Here is a 21,881-nt window from a genome sequence, read left to right on the forward strand (position 1 = left end):
CAGGAATTTTCCATGCGATTTCCCATTTTGACAGTTCTTCTGATCTGCATCGCACATTCTGCTTTTGCGGATGGGACCATCAACAAAATCATCACGGCTTCAGACAAAGTTCGTCTCGCCTCGCATGAAACAACCAAAGCGCAGGCGTTGAGCGAAGCAAGAAAAGGCGGAGAACCGGCAGATATAGCCAAACTCAACGATATTCTTGCCGCGCCCACTCTCGGATTTGGTGAGAATTTTGACATGACCGGCAACTGGCAATGCCGCACAATAAAGCTTGGGAAAACCACGCCGCTGGTAATTTACAGCTGGTTCAAATGTCGTGTCACCGATGATGGATCCGGTTGGATGCTGGAAAAGATAAGCGGATCGCAGCGTACCAAAGGTCGCTTCTTCACTGATAGTGACACAAGGCTGATCTATTTGGGAAGTGGCTTTATTGCTGGTGAAAAGCCGAAAAAATATGGTTCTGGCGCTGATACTGACGAGGTAGGTTATGCCTACCGAATGTCAACGAACTCGTTCCGGATTGAGTTTCCCTCACCAGCGCTCGAGTCAATTTTGGATGTTCTGGAATTAAAACGTTAAGCCCTTTCGTCATTGCAATGTCACCAAGCTCACGCCATATGCGTCGAAAGCACAAGCAAGACGAGAACATGACTGCTACTCAAGCAAACCATAAACCAAGTCCTGAGGACCACATAGAAGAGATGCAAGCGGACAACGATCCGCGGCCTCTCTCTCAGGTTTTCAAGGATTTATCTCTTTCCGTTACCGCTCCTGTTTCATTCACCGAACTGGAGGACGCATTTACAGATCGCAGTTTTGCTGCGCTGTTGACGTTCTTTGCCATCTTGAACCTGCTGCCACTGCCCCCTGGCACTGGAATAGTCACAGGTATCCCCCTTGTGCTTGTGTCGGTTCAAATGGTCATGGGACGGGATTCCGTTTGGCTGCCCTCTTTTCTGCGCACAAAGTCAATTTCGCCTGAACGTTTCAGGCAGGTTTCCGACAAGATTGTGCCCAGGCTCCAATGGCTCGAGCGCTTTATAAAACCACGCAACTGGCCGTTTGGTCGGAAACAAGGCGACCGCTTGCTCGGTGCTTTTACTACTATTCTCGGCATGTCAGTCGTATTGCCGATGCCGCTTTCAAACTGGCTCCCAGCGCTCGCAACTGCAATTATCGGAATTGCCTTATGTGAACGCGATGGGCGACTATTGTTTGCAGGGCTTACAATAGGTGTTGTCTCAATTGCGATTGTCGCTGGTTTTGCCTTCGTCGCTGCCAGCGTTATTACCTATGCAGCGAGTTTTTGGCCCTTCTAAAATAAGTTGTCGCAAAAATAGCACCACGGTACGTCGCATTTGAGTGCCCGTGCGTCGTGAGATAGCTAGCTTAGCCCAATATTTTCCGGCACAAGGAACGTTGTCGGAGGACCTTTTGCATGGCTGATCTCATTGTCGTTTATTGGCGGGATATACCCGCCCAAGTGACCGTCAAAAAAGGCCGCCAGGCAGCAAAGCGTGAACTCCCCATTCGTTTTACTGAAGCTATCGACATGTGCGCGATGCGCATAGGTGCCAAAGATTCTGACGCTTATCTGGCCGAATGGCGTCGCGGCACGCCGGTGCCTGTCAGTGACGATCTTGAAACTGAGGCTGATACGGCCCTCGCCCGTATTGACAATGATTATGACCGGGAACGCCTTGTGGCGCTTGTAAAGGCAGGTGGACATGACAATTCATGAATTGAGAGCGAAGCCAATGACAAAAATCGCAGCATCAATCGAAGTCGCAGCGCGCCAGGCTATCGAATCCCAAGACCTTCCGGGCCTTTTCCCGGCCGGTACGCGTGTTTATATCACTGACATGGGCAGCGATAGCGTTGATACGCTCACAGCGGCTGCAAAGCGCGTTCATGATCTTGGATATAAGCCTGTTCCACATTTCGCTTCGCGTCGCCTTTCGACAAAAGCTGCCTTGGAAACCCGCATTCAACGCGCTGCGCAGGAAGCTGGCGTCACAGATGTCCTCGTCATTGGCGGTGGTCTTGAGCGTCAGGCCGGTGAATTTTCTTCCACAATGCAGGTTCTTGAAACCGGCTTTTTTGATAAATATGGCATTACGGAAATGGGTGTTGCCGGTCATCCGGAAGGAAGCCCTGAGTTTTCCGAAGCTGTTGCTTTGGAGGCGCTTCGCCTCAAGAAGAATTTCGGTGAACGCACCGGTGCTCGTATTCGGGTAGTCACCCAGTTCGGTTTTGATGCTGATCGCTTTATCCGTTATTCGGAATCGCTGCGCGAGCATGGCGTGGATTTGCCAGTCCATCTGGGCGTCGCAGGCCCCGCAAAAATCACAACGCTGATTAAATATGCTGCAATGTGTGGTGTAGGTAATTCAATCAGCTTCTTGAAGAAGAATGCGCTTTCGCTAACTGCGCTCGCGACAAGCCATTCTCCGGAGGGTGTAGTTGGCCCAATCGAGCAGCACGCGATTGCCAATCCGGCATCCGCGATCAAGCAGATACACGTGTTTCCGTTTGGTGGCCTGAAGAAATCATCCGAATGGCTGGTTGATCGTGGTTCATGGAACTTGAACGCTACACCCTACCTAGCAGTCAACTCAGCGGCCAATTAAGGATTTCTGCATGACCCGTACGATCGTTGCCTCGGCAACCAGAGAGATCATCATAGGTTTCGATCAGCCTTTTTGCGTAATCGGCGAGCGGATCAACCCTACCGGGCGCAAGAAGCTTGCCGCAGAGATGGTGGCTGGAAACTTCGATACTGTCATCAGGGATGCACTGGAACAGGTGGCCGCTGGCGCAACCATGCTGGATGTGAATGCCGGGGTAACCGCGGTGGATCCGAATGCTACGGAGCCTGATCTTCTGGTCAAGACACTTGAGATCGTACAGAATCTGGTTGACGTGCCGCTTTCCATAGACAGTTCGGTTACGGCAGCTATCGAAGCTGCTCTGCGTGTTGCCAAAGGTCGTCCATTGGTGAATTCAGTAACCGGTGAAGAGGAAAAACTAGAAGCCATTCTTCCGCTTATAAAGAAATATAATGTCCCGGTCGTAGCCATCTCGAACGACGAGACCGGAATTTCCATGGATCCAGACGTTCGCTTTGCGGTTGCCAAGAAGATCGTTCAACGTGCCGCTGATTTCGGCATTCCCGCCCACGACATTGTTGTCGATCCGCTGGTCATGCCCATCGGAGCCCTCGGCGATGCGGGACGTCAGGTATTTGCCCTGCTTCGCCGCCTGCGGGAAGAACTCAAGGTAAATACCACTTGCGGCCTGTCAAACATTTCGTTCGGTTTACCGCATCGTCATGGCATCAATGCCGGTTTCATTCCAATGGTCATCGGCGCTGGGATGACGTCGGCCATTATGAATCCATGCCGCCCACAGGAGATGGAAGCGGTGCACGCTGCCAATGTTCTCAACGGCACCGATGCCAATTGCACCTATTGGATCAAAAAATACCGTGACCACCAGCCAGCAGCGGCAGGTGCAACTGCGGGAATTTCTGTCCCTGCCGATTCATCCGGTGGTGGTCGTCGCCGTGGTGGACGAGATGCGCGACGCGGCGTCGCAAGCTAGCCGTTTGCGTCAGACGCTCGGCCCGGCATAGATAGGTGGAGGCTACACCCTGCCCTCCACCTAATGAGTTTTGGAGTACCGATCTTGAACGCACCCGTTAAAACACCTGAAAGCTCCGCCAGAGAAGCACTCGTGCTTTTCATGCCTTCAGGAAAGCGTGGTCGCTTTGCAGTTGGCACTCCTATCCTCGATGCAGCACGTACTCTCGGCGTATATGTCGAAAGTGTTTGTGGCGGTCGCGGTATTTGCGGCCGTTGTCAGGTCGAAGTACAGGAGGGCCGCTTTGCCAAACATGGCATTACCTCCTCCAACGATCATATTTCGGAATTTGGCGCCAAAGAGCAACGATACGCGGAAAAGCGGGACCTCAAACAAGGCAGGCGCCTGTCCTGTTCGGCGACAATCCTTGGCGATCTTGTTGTCGACGTTCCGCAAGACGTTCAAGTCAATGCACAGGTCGTACGCAAAGACGTCGACACACGCGTGATCGAGCGTAATCCCGCTATCCGCATGTGCTATGTCGAGGTTGAAGAGCCCGACATGCACAAACCGCTTGGCGATCTGGACCGACTGAAGGCTGCGCTCGAAAAGGAATGGGGCTTTCACAATATAGACGTCGACACCTATCTTCTCGCCGATGTTCAGAAGATACTTCGCAAGGGCGAATGGGGCGTCACTGCCGCTATCCACCATGATGAAGAGACATCCCGCCCAACCATAATCGGCTTGTGGCCTGGCCTCAAGAATGAAGCCTATGGCATTGCTTGTGATATAGGCTCCACGACGATTGCCATGCATCTGTCGTCGCTTCTTTCAGTTCGTACCATCGCATCGGCGGGCACGTCCAATCCGCAAATCCGCTTCGGCGAAGACCTGATGAGCCGCGTCTCATATGTCATGATGAATCCGGACGGACGCGAAGGCATGACCACCGCCGTTCGTGGGGCGATAAATGAACTGATCGACAGGGTCTGCGCCGAAGGCGGAGTTGCCCGCGAAGATATTCTCGATGCAGTTTTCGTCGGCAATCCGATCATGCACCATCTTTTCCTCGGCATTGATCCGACAGAGCTAGGTGGAGCGCCATTTGCGCTGGCGGTTTCAGGCGCTGTGCATCTCAAGTCATCTGACATTGGCCTTCCGATGAATCCCGGAACCCGTGTTTACATGCTGCCATGTATCGCTGGGCACGTTGGCGCTGATGCTGCAGCCGCCACTCTGGCGGAAGGCCCGCATCGCCAAGAAGAGATGATGTTGCTGGTTGATGTAGGCACCAATGCCGAGATCGTTCTGGGAAATCGTCACCGCACAGTTGCGGCTTCATCGCCGACTGGTCCGGCCTTTGAAGGTGCAGAAATTTCTGGTGGTCAGCGTGCAGCACCCGGCGCCATTGAGAGGGTTCGCATAGATCCTGTAACTCTGGAGCCTCGCTTCCGGGTGATCGGCACAGAACAATGGTCCGACGAGCCGGGCTTTGATGACGCTGTGGCGGCAAGCGGTATTACCGGCATTTGCGGCTCGGCCATTATTGAAGTCGTTGCGGAGATGTATCTGTCTGGAATAATTTCCGAAGATGGCGTGATCGACGGTAGCCTTGCTGCCAAATCACCACGCGTTATGGCAACTGGCCGCACGTTTTCCTACCTTTTGCATGAAGGTATGCCGACAATTACCATTACCCAGACAGATGTCCGAGCCATTCAGCTGGCAAAAGCGGCACTTTATGCCGGGGTCAAGTTGCTGATGGACAAGTTGGGCATTGATCACGTCGATCAAATACGGTTTGCCGGTGCCTTTGGCTCGTTTATCGATCCGAAATACGCCATGGTTCTCGGTCTGATCCCTGATTGCGATTTGGACAAGGTTCAAGCCGTGGGTAACGCGGCGGGTACCGGCGCACGCATGGCTCTGCTAAACCGTAACTATCGCCGCGAAATCGAGGACACTGTTACTCGCATCGAGAAAATTGAAACGGCTCTTGAACCGAAGTTCCAAGAACATTTCGTTTATGCAATGGCGATGCCGAACAAGGTCGATCCTTTCCCAAGACTGTCCAAAGCCGTTACCTTGCCTCCACGCAAAAATGTCAGCGAGGATGGCATTGCAGGTGACGCCACGCCGCGTCGCCGTTCACGTGAGGATCGCGCTGCCCGCCGATCACGTGATTAGCTTTGTTACTTTCGTAATTTCCGCTATCAAACAACCTCATATGAGTGATTCCGGAAATTACCACCTATGATAGCGTGTTTTGATATTGGTGGCTCAGCCATCAAGGGTGCGATAGCCTATTCGCCAGAAGATATTCGCCCTTTGTCCAAGGTTGCTACTCCCCTGCACGACTTCGATCTATTTGCCATGGCAATAGAAAAAATTGCAGCTGATGGCGGCGTGGCTCCGACAAGTCTGATATCTATATCAATCGCGGGAGTTGTCGACTCTGACACTGGCGTGATCACTTGTGCCAATATCCCATGTATAAATGGCCGCCGGTTGGTTGCGGACCTTAGTGAGAAACTGAAACGGCCAGTGCTTGTGGCAAACGATGCTGACTGTTTTGCATTGTCCGAAGCTGTCGTCGGTGCTGGACGCAATCATCGGGTTGTCTTCGGCATCATTCTGGGAACAGGCGTTGGCGGTGGCCTGGTTATAAACGGCAAAATTCACGAGGGGACTGGAGGTTTTGCAGGCGAATGGGGCCATGGTCCTGTTTCGGCGACACTTGCAGGCAACCCGCCCATTGCCATACCTCGTTATGCATGCGGTTGCGGTCAGATTGGCTGCGTTGATGCAGTAGGAGCGGCTCGCGGCATGGAACGGCTCCATGCACATATTCACGGTGTTTCGCTTGCCAGCACAGAGATTATTGCAGCTTGGGATGCTGGTGACGAGGCAGCAGCTCGAACGATTGACGTTTATGTTGATATTGTAAGCGCACCATTGGCAATGACACTCAACATAGTCGGAGCCTCTATTGTACCAGTTGGCGGAGGACTCGCTAATTCCCGCTCCCTGATCGGCAAACTGGACGAAGCAGTTCGCCGCCGTATCTTAAGACGGACTGACAGGCCGCTGGTAATTCCGGCAGAACTTAAGATTGAACCCGGCTTGATCGGCGCTGGAGTTCTAGGATTGATGGAACTGCCTAAATGACTGTTTTACTTGAAGTTTGCGTGGATAGTCCTGAAGGGTTGGCAGCGGCAATAAAGGGTGGCGCTGACCGCGTGGAACTCTGTTCCGCACTCGAGCTCGGTGGCTTGACGCCAACTCCCGGCCTGATCGGTCAAGCTGCTGCATCATCAATACCTATCTACGCGATGATCCGGCCCCGTCCAGGAAACTTCGTTTTCAACGAAACTGATGTCGATGCAATGCTTCGCGAAATCGATGTTATTCGTGCGAGCGGTCTTTCAGGTGTTGTTTTTGGCGCAAACCTGATCAGCGGCGAGTTGGATCACAAGACGCTTGGACGGCTAATCCGGCAATGCAGCGGACTGGGTGTTACGTTGCATCGTGCATTTGACCTCGTGCCAGACCTTGAAGATGCCATTAATATGGCAGTCGATCTCGGATTTGAAAGAATCCTCACCTCCGGACGCGCGCCAACTTCTCGCGAAGGTGTTGATGATCTGCAGCAAACGTTTGAGCTTGCTGACGGACGGATACAAATCATGCCCGGATCGGGCGTCAACATCGACAATGCCGAGATGCTCCTTGATCGCATTCCCTTTGCAGAAATACATTCATCTTGCGCGGTTTCCCGGCCCATTGTCAGTGAATCGGCAAGGCGGCTTGGTTTTGAAACCGCCTCGCAAAAGCAGACTTGCCCGGATCTCGTTAGAGCTTTGAAAAACTATTGCCTCAGCAGGTAAGTTTGCCAGTACGTTCATACCCTTCGAAATAGACGCGAAGATGTTGAGCTACTGCTTTAATGTGGGCACCGGCATTCTTGGTGACGAGCATACCAAGCTTTGATTCACCAAGCTCGGGTAATCCGTGCTCTGGTCCAAGTTGAACCATATTGTCATCCAGAAGAAACTTCGAGAATGGTGCGACCGCTAAATCGGCAACGATGGCTGCGCGCTGGCCCATCGTATGTGCGCTCATATAAGCGACGCGATAATCGCGGCCCATGCTCTCCAATGCCTCAATGGCGTTGGCACGCCAGATGCAGCCCTCCTCCCACATCGACAACGGCAGTGGACTGCGTTCGTGGGCATTACCGCACTTGGCTCCGGCCCAGATAATCTTTTCAGTCATGAGAACTTCAATTTCATCATGCTTCGCCAATGTCTCATTGACATTGACCAAGGTCACGTCGAGACGCTGCTCATCAAGGCGCTTCCGTAGGTTGTTGCTCTGATCGATAACCACGTCGACTGTCACATCCGGGTGCGACTCAGCAAACCTCTTTAAAACAAACGGGAGCACTCTTTCTCCAACATCATCCGGTGCTCCAAGCCGCACAACACCAGAAACTGTCGGAGCAATAAATTTTGCAACTGTTTCGCGGTTCAGTGAGAGCATGCGCTTGGCATAACCCAGCAATATCTCGCCACTTGGGGTCAGCTTTACTGATCGCGCGTCACGTTCCAGCAGAACGTGGCCGAGCACCTCTTCCAGCTTCTTGATTTGCATCGAAACTGCGGAAGGGGTGCGGAAGACTGCATTGGCAGCGCTGGAAAAGCTGCCAGTTTCGGCAATCATTGCAAATGTGCGCAATACGTCCAGATCCAGGATCGGAATCGGGTGATGCATTGGTGCTGACATGTCACATCCTCACAGATCAATTTTTCTTAATTATACCATTCTCTAATTTCGTTTGATTGAATATCAAATAGCGCCGATAGTCAAGCGTATCGAAAGGTAAGTATGAAGCACCTTTCTTTTCAAAAAGGAGAACGAAGATGAGTATTTGTGACGAAGGCTATAATAAGGGCGAGATTGGATTTTCCGAGCGTATTGCAGCTTCCATTAACGAGCACGTACACGGCTTGGCGCGAGCTGTTTTAAATGCACGCGATTCCGTTATTCGCAACCGCAGATTTCACGCTACGGAAAGTGCACTTGATTCACTGCCCGAAGGTATTCGGCAAGATATTGGCTGGCCTGATCTGTACGAGCGTCAGGTGCAGGAATGCAATGAAATGAAACGCCGGCCAAATTAAATGCGAAGCCAATTCAAAAAAGGGAGCAGATAACGAACTATCTGCTCCCTTTAATATTAGTTACACCTGCGCTTTTGCGACACAGGGCCAAGCCCTTCCATTTAGAATAGTTCTATGGTTGTATCTGAAAAAAAGCTCTAAAGACCACGCCCGCCGCCGGAACATGCTGGTTCAGGTGCGACATGGCCTTAAAGCCAGATACGGGAACATAGGTCAACATGGATCAAGTCGGTCTCACCAAGCGCTCTTTCGTATTTTTTCTGGTTCCGAATTTCTCTATGATCGCATTTGCGACTGCGATTGAGCCTTTGCGTATTGCCAATCGCATGTTGGGATATGAGGCATATCGTTGGCGCCTCGCATCGGTGGATGCAAAGCCGGTAACAGCATCAAATGGCGTTGAATGCGCCGCCAATTCCTCGCTTGAAGATGAGCGGCGTTACTTGACCGGCGAAGACCGTCCATCAATGGTCTTTGTTTGCTCGGGCGTTCACGTTGAAAAGTTCCAGAACAAGTCCGTTTTTGCCTGGCTTCGCGAGGAATTCAACCGCGGCGTCGCGGTCGGTGGACTATGTACAGGTGCGCATATACTGGCTGCGGCTGGCCTGCTCTCAGGCAAGCGCTGTGCCATTCACTGGGAAAACCTGCCCGGCTTTGCGGAAGCCTTTCCTAAAGCTGATGTTTATGCCGATCTTTTTGAGGTCGATGGCAATATTTACACCTGTGCCGGGGGCACTGCTGCGCTCGACATGATGCTCAAACTTATTGGTGATGATTTTGGCGATAATATCGTCAACCGCGTTTGCGAGCAGGCTCTAACCGATCGAGTCCGCAGTCCGCATGACCGCCAACGTCTGCCTCTCCGTGCGCGGCTAGGTGTACAAAATTCAAAAGTGCTTACGATTATCGAGCTGATGGAAGCGCGACTTTCCGAGCCACTTTCATTGATAGAAATTGCCGATCATGTCGGCCTGTCTCGCCGCCAGATTGAACGCTTGTTCCGCCAGGAAATGGGGCGTTCCCCTGCTCGCTACTATCTGGAAATCCGGCTTGATCGTGCACGCCATCTGTTGATCCAATCGTCAATGCCCATTGTTGAAGTCGCGGTAGCTTGCGGATTTGTTTCCGCCTCACACTTTTCAAAATGCTATCGCGAACTATATGGGCGCTCGCCACAACAGGAGCGCGCTGATCGCAAGCAGCTTATGGCTGCCTAGTCAGGTTAGCGGGACTCCCAGTCCTGCATCCTCTTTTGCCATATTCGCTCTCCGGACAAACAGTCGTATTCCCGCTTGTTCTGTACAACCGAGATAGGAGGCATATCTGATGAGCGATAATCCACCTTGTGCACATCGAATGCACCTCCCGCTAATTCGAGGACAAGCTTGCGTCTTACCGCCTCAGGAAATTGATCCCACGAATTGACGGGAATCATGAATGCACCGGGCCCGCCAATGACACAGTTTGTGTAATAGACATCCAAATCCTCGACGGCCCAATCGGAGTAAAAATCGCCCCGGGTCATAAGGGGCAATCCATTTATCGTTACACCCTTTGCGGTCGCATCATTTCTGGCTTCAAGTACGGGGCGTCCATTATTGTTTGCACCATCTCCAGAAACATCGATGACACGGCGCAACCCTTTAAAACCGTTATCATCGAAAAGGGTGGCGCCAAAGTCGATGACGCCTGAGATAGACGTCCTGCTTTGTGTTGTTGGGATAGGCGCTGCAAGTAGGGATGCGAACTTTTCAGCAGATTCTGTACTGTCCACCACCATCCATGGAACGATGACCCGTTGCATTGTCGAGCCTGCCCATTCGACATAGGTAATCGCAACCTTGCCATGAACGCCCTCCTGAATGGCGCGAACCACGTCTCTTTGCCGAAAAGCCGCAACGTAACCATCTCTCTGAATTTTTTGCTCAAAACTTTGCATCGAGCGCGATGCGTCAACCGCAAGAACAAGCTCTACATCCACATCAATTTCGTTTGATTGTGAGCGCGCCAAGGAACTGGCCAAGAGCGCCGCCAGTATCAGAAAACCGCAAAGAGCTTTCTTTTGTGATGACATATGGAAAGTGTACCGCAAAATGAAATAACGCAAAGCGGGTTTGTACTCGTTCACGCGCAGTTGAATGAACACAAAAGAAAAATGGCGCCAAACGGCGCCATTTTTATTTTCCAACGAAGGTTACTAAGCCTTCAGTCGTTCATTTTCAGTGTCGAAAGGTGATTCCGGAATGACCGTAGCCTTGTGAGTCTTACCGAGAATCTTGATTTCGAGTTCTGTACCCAAAGCCGAATATTCCGGCTTTACCATTGCCAGCGCAAGACTTTTACCTAAGCGCCAGCCGTAAGTACCGTGAGTTGCACGTCCAACGAGTTCGCCTTTGGAGTAAATTGGTTCACTGCCCCTTGCGTCGACATCGGATACGCCAGGTACATGCACCTCCAAGGTAACGAAGTTCCATTTCAAGCCGTCTTCACGTGCCTTCACGACAGCGTCGCGACCAATAAAGTCACCCTTGTTCGGATGAACAAACCGGTCAAGTCCACTTTCAAAGGCATTATACTCAATGGATAGTTCGCGTGGGATGAGACGGTAGGACTTCTCAACGGCCATTGCAGTCATGGCACGGATGCCAAATGGCTTGATGCCAAACTCTGCGCCGGCTTCAAGCAACATTTCGTATATGGCGCTCTGCTGTTCGATGGGGTGATGCAATTCCCATCCCAGCTCGCCGACGAAATTAACTCGGAGGGCATGAGCAGTCGCAGTGCCTACGCTTATTTCTTTACCGGACAGCCAAGGGAATGCTTCATTGGAAAGATCTGCACGTGTCAGCTTCTCAAGCACCTTGCGGCTGTTTGGTCCAGCAAGAACCAAAACCCCGTAGGTCGACGTGATGGGACGTAGCGATACTGAGCCATCGGTCGGCAATAGCTTATAGAGATAATCATGATCGTGGTTCTCATATGCCCCGGCAGAGACCAAATAGAATTTGCCAGGCACCCACTCATAGACCGTGAACTCAGAGCGAACGCCACCCTGCTTCGTCAGAAGATGGCAAAGTGCGATGCGTCCCTGTTTTTTGGGGATGCGGTTCGCCAGAATTGAATCAAGCCATTGGCGTGCACCAGGACCCGACACTTCCATTTTAGCGAACGCCGACATATCGAGCAGGCCGACATTGCTGGTAACGTTCTTGATCTCGAGGCCAACATGTTCGAAGTAATTCGAACGGCGAAATGACCACAATTCCTTTACTTTGCCGTTTACCGGCTTGGGATGATTGTGATTCATCAGGACGTCCGGCTTGTCCAGCTTTGCGACGTCCAGTTCATATTCTATCGGTGCAAACCAGTTGGCGCGTTCCCAACCATAGACAGTCCCGAACACAGCACCCAATTCCTTCTGGCGCTCATATGTTGGCGAGCGCTTCAAGGGGCGCGCTGCACCGCGTTCTTCATCCGGATAATGAACCGAGAAGACTTCCGCATAGGCCTCTTCGTTCTTTTCTTTGAGGTAACCCTCAGTTGCGTAGGGTCCAAAGCGTCTTGGATCGACGCCCATCATATCGATCGAGGGTTCGCCTTCCACAATCCATTCTGCCAACTGCCAGCCAGCGCCGCCAGCCGCAGTCACGCCAAAGGAATGACCTTCATTGAGCCAGAAATTTTTCAGGCGAGGCGCAGGTCCAATGATCGGCGAACCATCTGGCGTATAAGCAATAGCACCATTATAGACCTTCTTGATGCCAACTTCGCCAAAGGCGGGAACCCGCGCAATGGCTGTTTCAATGTAAGGCTCGAGCCTGTCCAAATCTTCCTGGAAAAGCTCGTATTCGCTGCCATCTGAAGGTCCATCGACATAGCAGACCGGAGCGCCGCGCTCATATGGCCCAAGCAAAAGCCCGCCATTTTCTTCGCGCATATACCAGGAACTATCACTTTCGCGCAGAACGCCCATCTCCGGCAAGCCTTTTGCTTTGCGTTCAACGATAGCGGGATGAGGCTCTGTAACAATGTATTGGTGCTCGACCGGAATAACCGGCACATCGAGCCCCACCATTTTGCCGGTCTTTCGAGCAAAATTACCGGTGGCGGACACAACGTGATCCGCGGTAATATCGCCTTTATCGGTCTTTACCAGCCATTTATCGGACGGCAACTGTTCGATGCCAAGCACAGTTGTATAACGATAGATCGTTGCACCGCGATCGCGTGCGCCTTTGGCAAGCGCCTGTGTCAGATCAGCCGGTTGAATATATCCATCTTCGGGATGCTGAATCGCGCCCAAAATTCCGTCCATCTCCGCGAGAGGCCAAATTTCCTTTACCTGATCCGGTGTCAGTAGCTTCACCGGTACTCCGATCGTCTCAGCGACACCGGCATAATACATATACTCGTCCCAGCGATCCTTGGTACGGGCAAGACGAATATTGCTGCAATTGGTAAAACCGACATTCATACCGGTTTCTTCCTGCAGCTCCTGATAGAATTTTACTGAGTACTTGTGGATTTGGCCTACTGAATAGCTCATGTTAAAGAGCGGAAGCAGGCCAGCCGCGTGCCAGGTGGACCCGGAAGTCAGTTCTTTCCGTTCGATCAGGACAACGTCGCTCCAGCCTTTTTTGGCCAAGTGATAAAGTGTTGAAACACCCACTACACCTCCGCCGATAACGACAACACGCGCCTCAGTTTTCATTTCTAAACATCCTTTGGTATCGATCGAGGGGTTCGAACGGCATCTATGATTTTTTGCACTATGCCGTTCTGCGTGTCCATTGCTAAGGCCTGTTTGCGACATGCCCAAAACATGGCGCGACGCATAGTAAACACTGCCTGCCTTAACTAAAAAACTTGAAGATCAGCCTTACAATTTAACGCAATATGGAGAACTGAAGGGTAGGGTCATAAGCTGTTAGTCCCGGTGAAATGGTACAAGGCTTTTTCGTTTGGACAAGATGAGCAAAGGCGAAGGGACCGTGATCCATTTGCAAGCCTTTGCGACAAAGCTGCCGGGCAAAATTGACGCGATCCTGATCATCAATTGTAAAAAGTGAACGAACTGAAGCGAAAGCAAATGGTGGATTTGACAACGGGCAGGAAACAATCGGTTACGTGGTTTTTTTCGCCATTGAGTTTGCTGTTTCTAACTGCACTGGTTCTCTGCGTTCTACTGAGCTTACCGCTCATTATTCCCATCGGCCCGATGTACTGGGATACCTACATATATCTGGACGCAGCACAGCGGTTGAAGCTCGGACAAATTCCCGCCGTCGATTTTCAAGCCCCCGTCGGCGCTATGGAATATTATCAGTTTTATTGGTTGCAAACGCTTTTTCCCTCTGGGCAACCGACATTGCTGGCACAATGGTCTGTTCTGATATCAGCAATGCCGCTGATGGCGGCAGTTATTGCCGTGGTAGATAAAGACAATCGCAAATTAGCGATGGCTATCCTAATACCTTTTCTGATTTTTGCGCTTTGTCCTATGAATACCCAAGCCTTTCATTCCTATCCAGGCGTGAGTGGGTTTGGCATCTACAATCGCCACACCTCTTTATTTCTCTACATCTTAACAAGCGCGCTTATATTTTTGCCTAGAGGTCGCGCCTTAGCAATTATTGCGGCGCTGGCGATGCTTGCGCTTTTTTTCACGAAGATCACGGGATTTCTTGCGGGGGGAATGATTGGCCTTTTTGCCGTACTTACAGGCCGTTTCCTGCTACGCCATGTAATTCTGGCACTCGCGGTTTTTATGATTGTCTTAGCGGGACTTGAGCTCAATAACGGAATGGTCTCATCCTATATCGCAAACATCATTGCGCTGGTCAGTTTGAACGAAGGACTATTGATTTCACGTTTTCTGACGGTCTTTTCGAATAAACTCGACGTTATAATTGCTGCAGCCGGTCTGATCATCTTTTTGTTTTGGCTTGATTGGCGCGGCCATTCCCAAACAACAATGTCGCAGAAAAGCAGTTCTTTTCTCGACCGGGATTGGCTATGGGTCAGCGTCTTAATGGTTGCAGGGACATTCCTTGAGACGCAAAACACGGGCAGCCAGGAGTTTATCTTCCTTTGGCCGGTTTTGCTGTCGATAATTTACAAGTCGACGGCATTTGACGAAAAAAAACGGCTAATCATCTTTTGCCTTATCGCCTTCACTGCCATTCCCACGGTAACGAAGGTCATCCACGGCACTTTGCGTTTTGTCGCCGTTGCCCCCAATTATATCCCTGCCCCAGTATCCGAATTAAAAACAATGGGACTGGTTTCGACGCGTGCAGATATAATGGACCGAGCTCTACTGCTGGAAGACCATTATACGCAAAACGTGAAGTCCTATCAGCAGCTAGCTGATGAAGGGCAATTGCCCAGCTGGCGGTTCTATGCCGAGCTTGACTATCAGATGTACTGGCTTTTATCGGTCGACCATGCGGTTAAAGCCATCAAGCAATTTGAGACTACAAACAATATACGTCTCAATAGCTTGATGAACCTTGATTTCACTGATCCATTTCCCTGGATATTGGATCGGGATGCCACGCGGCATATTCAAATTGGTGCAGATCCATTCCGCACAGTCGGGACGCTCACGCCGTTGGTAGAAGCTTCTGTGCGCGCCACAGACGGTGTACTACGGCCGACTTGCCCGACAACAACAGCGCGGCGTCATCTACAAGACATCTACGCCAAAGCGCTGGACGATCGGACAATCATCAAACTCAACGAGTGTTGGGATCTCTTGCTCAGATCAGGAATGAGGTTACCAACCCAATAGAAAAAGCCGGACAAAGCCGGCTTCCCTAAAGAATTATCGCGGCGGCTATTTCACTTGGGCTTTCACGAAGTCCTTCACAATCCGCACAATCCCACGCGAAAGAACCTCATCCAGTGCCTTGATGAATTCATCGACATGTTCGCGCTCACAGATCAATGGAGGTTCCAGTCGGACAACATTGCGATTGTACTCGGTGAAGGCAACCAGCACGCCATGGTCGCGCAGTAAATGACTTCCGATAAAGCCAGGAAGCGAACCTTTAAGCTTATCATCGAGTACGGCCAATACCGGGCGCAACACCATGGGAACGGTTTTGGAGAAGTCATGGAACTCCAGGCCAACCATAAGGCCCTTGCCGCGCACATCCTTGATCATAGCTGGATGCTTTGCTTTCAACTCTTCAAGCTTACTCAGGAGATAAGCGCCCGTCGCTGCTGAATTGGCGATCAGATTATCATCGTAGAGAATATTTATCGCTTCGATCGAAGTTACGCATGCTTCCCCGATACCTCCGAAAGTGGCCATGGCATGGATCATAGCGGTCTTCGGCGTGCCATAGGCTTTCATATAGACATCGCGCCGGGCGATCATCGCCCCGACCGCCGCCTTGCCTCCACCCAGCGACTTGGCCAATGCGGTGACATCCGGAACCACGCCGGCATGTTCAAAAGCATAGAATTTGCCGGATCGGCCAAAACCACACTGAACTTCGTCGGCAACCCAAAGTACGCCATATTGATCGCAAAGCGCTCGTAGTTTTTGCCAATATTCGTTCGGAGCCTGAATAATGCCGCCGCCGCCCTGAATCGTCTCCAGAACAATGACGCCAATCTCCGGATCCGACTTGAAAGCATTTTCTACGGCATTGATATCGCCGAAGGGCACGCGGATCGTATTGTCAACCAGCTTGAATTCGCCACGGTAAAGCGAACCGTCCGTAATAGACAGAACGCCCTTGGTCTTGCCGTGAAACGAGTTTTCGGCATAAACAATCTTGGGTTTCTTTGGGCCTGCCGCACGCTCGGCAACCTTGATGGCCGCTTCCATCGCTTCAGAGCCAGACGAGCCCAGAAATACCATATCCAGATCGCCGGGCGAACATGCTGCCAGATTATGAGCGAGCGCGCTGGCATATTGCGACATGAAGGCGATTGCAATTTCCTGCCGCTTCTCATCTTGAAATTTTTTGCGTGCTTCCACGATCTTCGGGTGGTTGTGACCGAATGCAAGCGATCCGAATCCTCCGAAAAAATCGAGGATCGCTCGCCCGTTCTGATCGTAATAATACATCCCCTCAGCCCGTTCGATCTTGATCTTGTGAAAGCCAAGCAACTTCATGAAGTGAAGTTGTCCCGGATTGAGATGCTTTGTGAAGATTTCTGTCATGCGTGGCAAAGTCATTGCCTTGGCATCATCGACTGACAACAGGTTCGGCCGGATAACCGACGTATCGGCTTTTGTCATTTCTTGAACGTTACTCATCGCCATTCCCCGTTAATGCGCTGCCATTGGCGCTTTGCCTTCTTTGACCAGCCGGTACTCTTTATAGGCCGCAATCAGCATGTCTTCGTCCCGATGCTTTGGAATCCAACCCAATTGTCTTTCCGCCTTCGAAACATCAAGCACGCACATTTCATCAGCGATCAGATATTGCTCGGGATCCATGATGGGCATGTTGATCATGTCGAAAAAATCCAGCGTGCGTTTCACCGCCCAAGCCGGTGTCGGCACAAGCAATGATTTAGAATCAGCGAACCTCACAAGATCGCCCAGAAGCTTGCGAACCGGTGGCGGGTTGAGTGAACCAAGATTATAAGCTTCGTTTGGAACACCTGCCTTCCAACCTGCATAGGCCGCATCCGCGCAATCAAACACGGAAATGAACTGATAAGGGTTTTTGCCAGAACCGATCATTGGGATAGGCAGATTGTAATCCACCAGCTTGAAGAGCTTTTCCAGGATACCAAGTCGCCCGGGACCGATAATCAAGCGGGGCCGAAACAAGGAGATGTTCATCCCACGCTTGCGCCACTCGGTCGCCAGTTCCTCTGTCTTCCACTTTGACAATCCGTATTCACCAAGTGGAGCAGCCGGATGTTCCTCGGTTTGTGGCCAAACATATGTATGGCCGTAAATCATATCCGTCGTGTAGTGCACCAGCTTGTTGGCGCCAGCCTTATCCAAAGCCTTGATGATATTTTCGGTCCCGTAATAGTTTACAGGGAAAAAGAAATCATGTCGCTTTGCCCTGACCTGTAACGGCGACAGCATTTTCGCTGACAGGTTGTACACCATGTCATCAGCTTTAATTCCGACGTTGGCAATTGCACTGGTGTCTGTGACATCGCATTGCACGAACTGGACGTCGCCGTAATGTGGCAGGCTGCTCTTAACGATATCGGCGACAAGCACCTCTTCGCCTTCGGCCGCAAGCTTTGGTGCGAGATGCCGCCCGACAAACCCGTCACCACCAAAAATAATATGTCTCATGCCTCGGTTCCACTTATGATGGTGTGTTTAGCGTTGACGATTTCTCAGCATCCAGTGCCGATCCGCTCTCGTGCCCGCCTTGTGCGATAAGGATTGTGCCCACCATAATGAATGCAATTCCCGCAAGCTTGTATGCTCCAAGCTCTTCCTTGAACAGCGCCCAGGCGATGACCGCCACGACGACGTAAGCAAGGCTTAGAAATGGATAAGCGTAGGAAAGATCAACCTTTGAAAGCACAAAGAGATGGGACGCCATGGAAATGACAAACATGAAAAGCCCGGCAAATACCCACGGATTGAATACAATCTGAAAGACGCGTTGGATAATCGTGTCGGCACTGAAGCTGATTGGTCCCAAGCTTATCATTCCATATTTTAGCAGGACCTGGGCAGCCGCGTTTGTCATCACCGTAAACAGAATGAACGGGATATACTTAGTCATTGAAATGTCCCCTTATGTCCCCCGATCGATAACAATCCTGTCTTGAGAACACACCAAGCACATTATTAAAGTTTGATGCTTTCATCACATTGCTCCAGCCAAGGCAGTTCGCTGCCAAAAGTTCGAATTGATTTCTGGGTCCCGCTCCTGATCAAGTTCCTTCCAGCGCGGAAAGCTGGCTTTGAAAACCGCAGCGCTCATTCGTTGGTCCTTATAAGGATTGACCCGCCCCCCACTGGCAATTGTCATCCGGTCAAGTTCAGCCAGCAAGCCAAGCGTGCGGCGACCGCGATTGGGGAAATCCACGGTGAGAGTGTAGCCCGCTTGAGGAAAGGAAAGGATTCCAGGGGATTGAATATCACCGAACCTTTTCAGCACCGTGAGAAAAGAGCTTTGCCCGGCATCGCGCGTGGCTTTTAGCATGCTTGGTATTACGGATGGTGCCGCGGCTTCAGGAATGACACTTTGATGCTGAAAGAGACCGGCTTTGCCGTACAGCCTGTTCCAATTTAAAACCTGATCAAGCGGATAAAAGAAGTCCTGATAGCCACTCAGATGTAACTTCTGTTGGCGGCCCTTCAGATTATAATAAGCGGCATTGAACAGCTTTAGGCTGGGGTAATTCAACGCGGAGATCGGGAGGTCGAATGGTACATTCAACCGGCCGGGTTTTGTACTCACCGCGAAATTGCCATTGTCAGCATGATTACCACTTATGAGGACGCCTCTGCCAGCATCAGCACCAGATGCCAGCTGATCAACCCAGGCTACAGAATATTCATTGTCCGCGTCGGCCTGAACGGCAAGGCTGAAATACTCTCCCAAACTCCTAAAGGGGCGGATACGTTCAAGGACATCCAGAGACCCGACCTTCATAAGCTGAACTGTCGCAGCAAGAATGACGCCAGTCAGGCCCAGACCACCGATTGTGGCCTCGAAAAGCCGGGAATTCGTTTCGGGCGAGCATGTAATCGTGGAACCATCTGACCTGAGAAGCTCAAAGCGCTCAACATGACAGCCAAATGTTCCACGCCGGTGATGATTTTTGCCGTGGACGTCGTTGGCTATCGCACCGCCCAATGTTACAAAGCGCGTGCCCGGCGTAACCGGCAGGAAATAGCCGTGCTTTGCTCCGATGCTTATGATGCTGGAAAGCGTTATTCCGGCTTGCGCCGTCAGACGACCAGTGTTGGCGTCAAACTCAATGAGTTTATCGCTGCCACGCATATCGATCAGCGTTCCTTGATCATTATGGCAGGAGTCGCCGTAAGACTTTCCATTGCCAAACGCCAGAAAACCGCCCGGGTCATAACGCTGGTTTTCAAAAAGCTCTCGAGCTTGCTCAAGCGGAATAGCCACACGTTGACGTCTGTCGATCAACCCAAAACTGTTATAATTTCCAGTCACGAGCGCATACCGCCATAAAGAAGGAGAGCAGCTCCAATAGCTATTACGACCTGGCTGCGCCAATCCGATATGATAAACACAACCGGGTCATCATGCATTTCACCTCTATATGCCAATATCCAGATGCGAATGTTGAGGTAGAGTACGATTGGGCACAGCGGCCAGATCATCCATGGATAAGCGTAAAGACTTACGACGGCGTCACTGTCCACATACAGCGCCAGAACGAGGGCCGCAGCGAATGCCGAAGCGATTCCGCATTGAGCAATAACTTCACGATCAGCGCGCCGGTATCCCCTGCCCGCAATGCGATTATTCTCCTCAACGACAGAGTTTTTTAGTTCCACATATCGCTTCACCAGTGCCAGCGACAAAAAGAAGAATGATGAAAATGCCAACAACCAGAACGAGCCCTCAGTCTGATTGGCCGCTGCACCCGCAAGAATACGCAAGGTATATAGCCCTGCGAGGGTAAAAACATCCACCAGCAACATTCGTTTTATTGAGATTGAATAGGCCGTGGTCGTGATCAGATAACCTGCTAGCACGGCACCAAAAGTCCAGTGCAGTTGCGATACGAGCAACCCCGCTATCAGGAGAAGCGACGCAGCAACAACAAGGCCGAAACGAATAGAAAAAGCACCGCTGGCGAAAGCACGGTTCTTCTTGCGGGCATGCTGTCGGTCAAGCGGAAGATCGAACAAGTCATTGATAATGTAGATTGCCGAGGCTGCCGCGGAAAACGCAAAGAACGCAAAGATGGAATTTACGATTACCTGCCATTCCATCAACATATGGTCTAAAATGGCCGGAACAAATATCAGCGTGTTCTTCATCCATTGGTGGACCCGAAGCATCTTCAGGAATATTTTGAAGTTGGTTTTGGGTGCTTCGAAGAGCCGGGTAGAATGCGTTTGTTGCCATTTGCGTGCTGCCCGATCCGGGGCGACCACGATGACCTCGCTCGCTGCATCGAACACCGGCAGGTCAGCACGACTGTTTCCGGCATAAGCGAACTTCACATTATCGTAGGTTTCCAACAGAAACGCTGCTTTGTGTGCCGTCAGGTTGCGGTTTTCATCGGTCGCATAAACTGCATCGAATATCCCAAGATGCCCAGCGATACTGTCTGCGAAGCTGCGTGCCGAACCGGTGGCGAGCACCAGTCTGCGCCCTTGATCGCGTTCCTGCCTCAGATATTCAACAAACTCAGATCGATAAGGCAATGTTGAGGGATCAATAGTAACGCACTGCGATATCTGATGTTTTAGATTTGCTTTCCCTTTGAGTAACCAAACCGGCAAAAGAAAAATGTAGAGCATATTTTTCTTCAGTAACTGAAACACACTTTCCCAAAGAAGATCGGTCGCTATCAGCGTGCCATCAAGGTCTACGACCAAGTCCAAAACTTTGTTACTCGAAGGAGAATCTATCACGACAAATCCCTGGAGTCCTGCACGTGCGGGACATTTACATTATTCATTGGTGCAGTGCTTACCGTAAAAGATAAAATGAACAATGAACTTATCTAGCAGGGGCGAGTTCTTCGGGGAAAGTAATAGCGACAGTAAATCAACAATTAAAAAAACCGGCTGAAGGATTCAGCCGGCCTATAAAATAGTTATCTGATTTGTAAAATCTACTTGATGGTGGCTTTGCCGCCTTTGATCTCGACGGTTTCACCGCCGGTCAATGCCTCACGGTCGCCATTGGAAAATGTAACAAAGCAACCATTGCTGCAAAAATCGACAGTCTCGCCAGCTCCCACCTGAAGCTCGGTCTTGCTCGAACCTTCCGTGACAACAATTGTCTGAGCAGATGAATCGCCATTTGTGATACTGGCGGCAAAAGCCGACCCGGCAGAGATGGCACTCATAAGAATAGCAATAGCAACCTTGTTCATATCCATTCCAGTGTTACCACCGTCCCTGTTACCAAGAGTCAAACTTACTCTTTCACAAACAGTTATAGC

At 51.1% G+C, this 21,881-nt stretch carries 20 protein-coding genes; 11 read left to right on the forward strand and 9 right to left on the reverse strand.

Annotated features, from left to right (window positions below):
* The first annotated feature begins 12 nt into the window (after positions 1 to 12).
* The 8 genes from V9K95_RS03220 (at position 13) to V9K95_RS03255 (ending at position 7,481) form a co-directional block, all read left to right on the forward strand.
* On the forward strand, positions 13 to 588 hold the full coding sequence (locus V9K95_RS03220) for a DUF4893 domain-containing protein (protein WP_307285970.1): 576 nt from the start codon (positions 13 to 15) through the stop codon (positions 586 to 588).
* Between the two features lie 68 nt (positions 589 to 656).
* A complete protein-coding gene (locus tag V9K95_RS03225) occupies positions 657 to 1,328 on the forward strand; it encodes an exopolysaccharide biosynthesis protein (RefSeq protein WP_307285973.1) in 672 nt (223 codons plus the stop codon).
* A gap of 119 nt (positions 1,329 to 1,447) precedes the next feature.
* Positions 1,448 to 1,750 carry a virulence factor gene (locus tag V9K95_RS03230; RefSeq protein WP_115052651.1) on the forward strand — a complete coding sequence of 101 codons (303 nt, stop codon included), beginning with the start codon at positions 1,448 to 1,450 and terminating at the stop codon, positions 1,748 to 1,750.
* A 16-nt stretch (positions 1,751 to 1,766) separates the two neighbouring features.
* Positions 1,767 to 2,639, forward strand: coding sequence for a methylenetetrahydrofolate reductase (locus tag V9K95_RS03235; protein ID WP_307285977.1), 873 nt, complete (start codon positions 1,767 to 1,769; stop codon positions 2,637 to 2,639).
* Positions 2,640 to 2,649: 10 nt separating this feature from the next.
* Positions 2,650 to 3,612 (forward strand): methyltetrahydrofolate cobalamin methyltransferase, encoded by a 963-nt coding sequence (locus V9K95_RS03240; RefSeq protein ID WP_115052650.1) that lies wholly within the window; start codon positions 2,650 to 2,652, stop codon positions 3,610 to 3,612.
* A 141-nt stretch (positions 3,613 to 3,753) separates the two neighbouring features.
* Positions 3,754 to 5,781, forward strand: a complete 2,028-nt coding sequence (locus V9K95_RS03245) for an ASKHA domain-containing protein (RefSeq protein WP_336440202.1) — start codon at positions 3,754 to 3,756, stop codon at positions 5,779 to 5,781.
* Positions 5,782 to 5,847: 66 nt separating this feature from the next.
* A complete protein-coding gene (locus V9K95_RS03250; protein ID WP_115052648.1) occupies positions 5,848 to 6,762 on the forward strand; it encodes an ROK family protein in 915 nt (304 codons plus the stop codon).
* Positions 6,759 to 7,481 carry a copper homeostasis protein CutC gene (locus V9K95_RS03255; RefSeq protein WP_336439834.1) on the forward strand — a complete coding sequence of 241 codons (723 nt, stop codon included), beginning with the start codon at positions 6,759 to 6,761 and terminating at the stop codon, positions 7,479 to 7,481. The genes V9K95_RS03250 and V9K95_RS03255 overlap by 4 nt, the downstream gene beginning before the upstream one ends.
* Here the strand turns inward: V9K95_RS03255 and V9K95_RS03260 are convergent.
* Positions 7,471 to 8,379 (reverse strand): LysR family transcriptional regulator, encoded by a 909-nt coding sequence (locus V9K95_RS03260; protein ID WP_115052646.1) that lies wholly within the window; start codon positions 8,377 to 8,379, stop codon positions 7,471 to 7,473. The genes V9K95_RS03255 and V9K95_RS03260 overlap by 11 nt on opposite strands.
* A gap of 137 nt (positions 8,380 to 8,516) precedes the next feature.
* Here V9K95_RS03260 and V9K95_RS03265 point away from each other — a divergent pair, with 137 nt between their 5' ends.
* Both V9K95_RS03265 and V9K95_RS03270 read left to right on the forward strand, forming a co-directional pair.
* Complete coding sequence (locus V9K95_RS03265; protein ID WP_115052645.1) at positions 8,517 to 8,777, forward strand: hypothetical protein; 261 nt, start codon at positions 8,517 to 8,519, stop codon at positions 8,775 to 8,777.
* 218 nt (positions 8,778 to 8,995) lie between these two features.
* The gene (locus tag V9K95_RS03270; protein WP_115052644.1) at positions 8,996 to 9,994 is read left to right on the forward strand and encodes a GlxA family transcriptional regulator; all 999 of its coding nucleotides are present in this window, start codon (positions 8,996 to 8,998) and stop codon (positions 9,992 to 9,994) included.
* A gap of 5 nt (positions 9,995 to 9,999) precedes the next feature.
* Here V9K95_RS03270 and V9K95_RS03275 read toward each other — a convergent pair whose 3' ends face one another.
* Both V9K95_RS03275 and V9K95_RS03280 read right to left on the reverse strand, forming a co-directional pair.
* On the reverse strand, positions 10,000 to 10,851 hold the full coding sequence (locus V9K95_RS03275; protein ID WP_115053258.1) for a DUF1194 domain-containing protein: 852 nt from the start codon (positions 10,849 to 10,851) through the stop codon (positions 10,000 to 10,002).
* 123 nt (positions 10,852 to 10,974) lie between these two features.
* Positions 10,975 to 13,488 carry a GcvT family protein gene (locus V9K95_RS03280; RefSeq protein ID WP_307285992.1) on the reverse strand — a complete coding sequence of 838 codons (2,514 nt, stop codon included), beginning with the start codon at positions 13,486 to 13,488 and terminating at the stop codon, positions 10,975 to 10,977.
* 378 nt (positions 13,489 to 13,866) lie between these two features.
* Here V9K95_RS03280 and V9K95_RS03285 point away from each other — a divergent pair, with 378 nt between their 5' ends.
* A complete protein-coding gene (locus V9K95_RS03285) occupies positions 13,867 to 15,570 on the forward strand; it encodes a hypothetical protein (RefSeq protein WP_336439833.1) in 1,704 nt (567 codons plus the stop codon).
* Positions 15,571 to 15,615: 45 nt separating this feature from the next.
* On the opposite strand, the gene V9K95_RS03290 is transcribed toward V9K95_RS03285, so the two are convergent.
* From V9K95_RS03290 to V9K95_RS03315, 6 genes are all read right to left on the reverse strand, one after another.
* Positions 15,616 to 17,052, reverse strand: a complete 1,437-nt coding sequence (locus V9K95_RS03290; protein ID WP_336439832.1) for an aspartate aminotransferase family protein — start codon at positions 17,050 to 17,052, stop codon at positions 15,616 to 15,618.
* Between the two features lie 12 nt (positions 17,053 to 17,064).
* Positions 17,065 to 18,060, reverse strand: a complete 996-nt coding sequence (locus V9K95_RS03295; RefSeq protein ID WP_307285998.1) for an NAD-dependent epimerase/dehydratase family protein — start codon at positions 18,058 to 18,060, stop codon at positions 17,065 to 17,067.
* A gap of 13 nt (positions 18,061 to 18,073) precedes the next feature.
* Positions 18,074 to 18,502, reverse strand: coding sequence for an EamA family transporter (locus V9K95_RS03300; protein WP_115052641.1), 429 nt, complete (start codon positions 18,500 to 18,502; stop codon positions 18,074 to 18,076).
* Positions 18,503 to 18,586: 84 nt separating this feature from the next.
* A complete protein-coding gene (locus V9K95_RS03305) occupies positions 18,587 to 19,909 on the reverse strand; it encodes an FAD-binding oxidoreductase (RefSeq protein ID WP_336439831.1) in 1,323 nt (440 codons plus the stop codon).
* The gene (locus V9K95_RS03310; protein WP_442958533.1) at positions 19,906 to 21,342 is read right to left on the reverse strand and encodes a UbiA family prenyltransferase; all 1,437 of its coding nucleotides are present in this window, start codon (positions 21,340 to 21,342) and stop codon (positions 19,906 to 19,908) included. The genes V9K95_RS03305 and V9K95_RS03310 overlap by 4 nt, the downstream gene beginning before the upstream one ends.
* Positions 21,343 to 21,548: 206 nt before the next feature.
* A complete protein-coding gene (locus V9K95_RS03315) occupies positions 21,549 to 21,812 on the reverse strand; it encodes a hypothetical protein (RefSeq protein ID WP_115052638.1) in 264 nt (87 codons plus the stop codon).
* Between the last annotated feature and the right edge of the window lie 69 nt (positions 21,813 to 21,881).

Source organism: Phyllobacterium sp. CCNWLW183 (genome assembly GCF_037203775.1).
GTDB lineage: Bacteria > Pseudomonadota > Alphaproteobacteria > Rhizobiales > Rhizobiaceae > Phyllobacterium > Phyllobacterium ifriqiyense.

Coding starts and splice junctions, on each gene's coding strand:
- V9K95_RS03220 (WP_307285970.1), top strand. CDS start 13: ATGCGATTTCCCATTTTGACAGTTCTTCTGATCTGCATCGCACATTCT.
- V9K95_RS03225 (WP_307285973.1), top strand. CDS start 657: ATGACTGCTACTCAAGCAAACCATAAACCAAGTCCTGAGGACCACATA.
- V9K95_RS03230 (WP_115052651.1), top strand. CDS start 1,448: ATGGCTGATCTCATTGTCGTTTATTGGCGGGATATACCCGCCCAAGTG.
- V9K95_RS03235 (WP_307285977.1), top strand. CDS start 1,767: ATGACAAAAATCGCAGCATCAATCGAAGTCGCAGCGCGCCAGGCTATC.
- V9K95_RS03240 (WP_115052650.1), top strand. CDS start 2,650: ATGACCCGTACGATCGTTGCCTCGGCAACCAGAGAGATCATCATAGGT.
- V9K95_RS03245 (WP_336440202.1), top strand. CDS start 3,754: ATGCCTTCAGGAAAGCGTGGTCGCTTTGCAGTTGGCACTCCTATCCTC.
- V9K95_RS03250 (WP_115052648.1), top strand. CDS start 5,848: ATGATAGCGTGTTTTGATATTGGTGGCTCAGCCATCAAGGGTGCGATA.
- V9K95_RS03255 (WP_336439834.1), top strand. CDS start 6,759: ATGACTGTTTTACTTGAAGTTTGCGTGGATAGTCCTGAAGGGTTGGCA.
- V9K95_RS03260 (WP_115052646.1), bottom strand. CDS start 8,379: ATGTCAGCACCAATGCATCACCCGATTCCGATCCTGGATCTGGACGTA.
- V9K95_RS03265 (WP_115052645.1), top strand. CDS start 8,517: ATGAGTATTTGTGACGAAGGCTATAATAAGGGCGAGATTGGATTTTCC.
- V9K95_RS03270 (WP_115052644.1), top strand. CDS start 8,996: ATGGATCAAGTCGGTCTCACCAAGCGCTCTTTCGTATTTTTTCTGGTT.
- V9K95_RS03275 (WP_115053258.1), bottom strand. CDS start 10,851: ATGTCATCACAAAAGAAAGCTCTTTGCGGTTTTCTGATACTGGCGGCG.
- V9K95_RS03280 (WP_307285992.1), bottom strand. CDS start 13,488: ATGAAAACTGAGGCGCGTGTTGTCGTTATCGGCGGAGGTGTAGTGGGT.
- V9K95_RS03285 (WP_336439833.1), top strand. CDS start 13,867: ATGGTGGATTTGACAACGGGCAGGAAACAATCGGTTACGTGGTTTTTT.
- V9K95_RS03290 (WP_336439832.1), bottom strand. CDS start 17,052: ATGAGTAACGTTCAAGAAATGACAAAAGCCGATACGTCGGTTATCCGG.
- V9K95_RS03295 (WP_307285998.1), bottom strand. CDS start 18,060: ATGAGACATATTATTTTTGGTGGTGACGGGTTTGTCGGGCGGCATCTC.
- V9K95_RS03300 (WP_115052641.1), bottom strand. CDS start 18,502: ATGACTAAGTATATCCCGTTCATTCTGTTTACGGTGATGACAAACGCG.
- V9K95_RS03315 (WP_115052638.1), bottom strand. CDS start 21,812: ATGAACAAGGTTGCTATTGCTATTCTTATGAGTGCCATCTCTGCCGGG.